Genomic DNA, 3,169 nt, shown 5'->3' with positions numbered 1-3,169 from the left:
TATTTGCAATTATTATAGATAGCATAGAAGATGTATTTAAAATTAAATAATTTAAATAAAAAAGTCATTTTTCGTTGTAGGAAAATATTAAATTTTTAAATAAAAGAATAGGTTATGCAAGAAGTCTAATGTTTCTTTAATTAAATTCCTAAGTCAGGATAACTTGGTGCTTTTGGTTGTTTGTCTTCATCATTATTTACTACAACAGCTTCCGTTGTTAACAACAAAGCACTAACACTACCAGCATGTTGTAAAGCATAACGTGTTACTTTAACTGGATCAACAATTCCTGCCTCAATCATATTTTCTCATGTATTTGTTGCAGCATTATAACCAAAATTGTCATTTTGTTCTTTTAATTTATTAACAATAATTGAACCATCAACACCAGCGTTAGCAGCAATTTGACGAACTGGTTCTTCAATTGCTCGTAACACAATATTTAATCCTAATTTTTCTTCATCATTTAATTTTAAATTTCCTAATTTTTTCCCAACTTGTACTAATGCCGTTCCACCACCAGCAACAATACCTTCTTCAACAGCAGCTTTAGTTGAATTTAAGGCATCTTCAATTCGTAATTTTTTCTCTTTCATTTCTGTTTCAGTTGGTGCACCAACTTTAATGATTCCAACACCATTCGCAAGTTTAGCTAATCTTTTTTTCAATTTATCATGCTCAAATGTTGATTTTTCATTTTTAATTTGATTACGAATAAATTCTTTACGATCTTCAATTTCTGCACGTGTTGCTTTTCCTTCAATAATTGTTGTCGTATCTTTTGAAACAATTACTTTTTTTGCCGTTCCTAAATCATCTAAAGTTAAAGTTTTGAAATCCATTCCTAAATCACCATTAACAAATTTACCTTTTACTAACATAGCAATATCTTCCAATAAATCTTTACGGTTATTCCCAAATTCTGGGGCTTTAACAACACAAATATTGAAAGCACCACGCATTTTGTTTAGTAATAATGTCGGTAAAACATCACCATCAACATCATCAGCAATAATTAATAATGAACGTCCTTCTTCAACAATTTTTTCTAAAATTGGTAGAATTTCTTTCATATTACTAATTTTTTTATCAGTAATTAAAATATATGGATTTTCAAATTCTGTTAACATTTTTTCACTATCAGTTACCATGTATTGTGATAAATATCCCTTATCAAATTGTAATCCTTTAGTAACACTTGTTTCAGTATTGATTGTTTTTGATTCTTCAATAGTAATAACCCCATCATTACCAACTTTAGTCATAATTTCAGCAATTAAGGCACCAATTTCAGGATCTTTTGAACTAACACTCGCAACTTGTGCAATTTCTTCTTTTGACTTAATTTCTTTTGCTGATTGTTTTAATAAATCCACAATTGCTTTAACTGTTTTTTCAATTCCATTACGAATAGCTACAGCATTTGCACCAGCAGTAATATTTTTTAATCCTTCTTTAACAATTGCTTGAGTTAAAACAATTGCCGTTGTTGTTCCATCACCAGCAACATCATTTGTTTTATTAGCAACTTCAGCAACTAACTTAGCTCCCATATTTTCAAAATGATTGCTTAATTCAATTTCCTTTGAAATTGTAACGCCATCATTCGTAATTAATGGTGAACCATAAATTTTTTCTAATAAAACATATTTTCCTTTTGGTCCTAAAGTCACTTTTACTGCATCAGTTAATTTATTAATTCCATTAAGTAATTTCATTCTTGCTTCTTCAGCAAATTTAATTGATTTTGACATATTTCTATTCCCCCTTTAATTTTATTCTTCAATTACGCCTAAAATATCTTCATTAGAAATTAAGACTAATTTTTTATTATTAAATTCAATTTCAGTTCCGGCATATTCGCGATAAAGAACTTTATTATTTATTTTTCCTTCAAAGGTCCCATCTTTACTAACTTCAGTACTAATTGCAATTATTTTTCCAATATGGCTTTTGCTTTTTTCATCTTCTGGTAAATAAATTCCATTAATAAATGTTTCTTTTTTTTCTTCTTTTTCTAAGACAATATTTTTTCCTAGTGGTTTAATCATATAACATTCCTCCTTATTAACATGACTATTAACAAATGGCATATGTAACTGCCAATAATATATTTAACAAATTTTATTAAAAAATGCAAGTATTTTTATAGTAATATAAATCAACTTTTTGCTAATTTTATTTTAATAAACCATTTCATCTTCATCATATCTAATATTAGTTGAAAGATACTCAGATAAGATTCTTTTTTCATGTTTTCCATGATAAGTTTCTCAAACAATAATGTTTGGTAATATTTTTGCAACAATTCGTATACGATGTTTTTTGTCACTATCATTTCAAATCACATTAATTTTATTTCAATTATTTCAGATCAAATTAGCGAATGATGACATATATTCTAATCTTCTAATTCTTCCATCAATGGAAACATTTCTTGCTTCAGAAAATATCTCTGCAATAAAAAAATTAATAAACTTTTTTTGTTTGTACAAATAGTACGATAAATAATGATTTGAGTCCATAATATTGATCGAAATGAAGCATATAAAATTTTAATATCTGTAAAAATACTTTCTAATGACGCTTCAATTTCATCTTGATTATCATTGAAACTTCTTTTAACCCTAGTTTCTTGTTTAACATTATTTGCTACATTTTCTTGGTTGTCTTGACTCATAAATGGACATTTATTAATAACGAACCGATATTAATAATACCAACTAAAATTAGTCATAATGTACTTTTTTTCATTACCAATTTTCCTTTCTCTCTATGTTTTTAATTGATATATTTAAATCTTATCGTATTAACTAATTTTAAGGTAAATTAAAAAATAAAAATCTCTCAGATTGAGAGAGATTTTTATTCTAAAAAAGTTTTATGCTTGTCAACGTAATTTTCATCCAGCAACACTAACATATGTTCCAATTAAAGCAAGGGTCGCATGTAAAAAATTGGGGTTTTGAAAAAACTCAGAAATTGAATAAGAATAATAAATTAAACCATTTACTAAAATGKTTKTTTTCTTTGTAGGTAGAACATTATTGTGAATTTTTTGTATTCCTTGATAACCACTGTCAACTATTAATTTGGTATTTTTTAAAATTGAAATTTTTGATTCTTTAAATAAAGCATAATCATGTTTTTTTCCAAGCGAAAAACTTGT

Annotated in this window: 4 protein-coding genes and 1 pseudogene; all 5 read right to left on the bottom strand. The window is 26.6% G+C overall.

The features are described from left to right. Positions 1-140: 140 nt before the first annotated feature. On the bottom strand, positions 141-1,754 hold the full coding sequence (groL, locus tag EHV01_RS04280; RefSeq protein WP_422066356.1) for a chaperonin GroEL: 1,614 nt from the start codon (positions 1,752-1,754) through the stop codon (positions 141-143). Between the two features lie 21 nt (positions 1,755-1,775). Further along, positions 1,776-2,051 carry a co-chaperone GroES gene (locus tag EHV01_RS04275; protein WP_353486666.1) on the bottom strand — a complete coding sequence of 92 codons (276 nt, stop codon included), beginning with the start codon at positions 2,049-2,051 and terminating at the stop codon, positions 1,776-1,778. A gap of 132 nt (positions 2,052-2,183) precedes the next feature. After that, entirely contained in the window at positions 2,184-2,396 is a 213-nt protein-coding gene (locus tag EHV01_RS04270) for a hypothetical protein (protein ID WP_422066355.1), read from the bottom strand. Positions 2,397-2,401: 5 nt separating this feature from the next. After that, complete coding sequence (locus EHV01_RS04265; RefSeq protein WP_422066354.1) at positions 2,402-2,680, bottom strand: hypothetical protein; 279 nt, start codon at positions 2,678-2,680, stop codon at positions 2,402-2,404. A gap of 345 nt (positions 2,681-3,025) precedes the next feature. Beyond that, positions 3,026-3,169 (bottom strand): annotated as a pseudogene (locus EHV01_RS04260) (IS5/IS1182 family transposase); the annotation flags it as partial.

This window comes from Spiroplasma sp. hy2 (assembly GCF_044714365.1).
GTDB classification, from domain to species: Bacteria; Bacillota_I; Bacilli_A; order Mycoplasmatales; family Mycoplasmataceae; genus Spiroplasma; species Spiroplasma phoeniceum.
The sequence above is the reverse complement of the archived record's forward strand: the minus strand, read 5'-3'. Positions and strand labels throughout refer to the sequence as shown.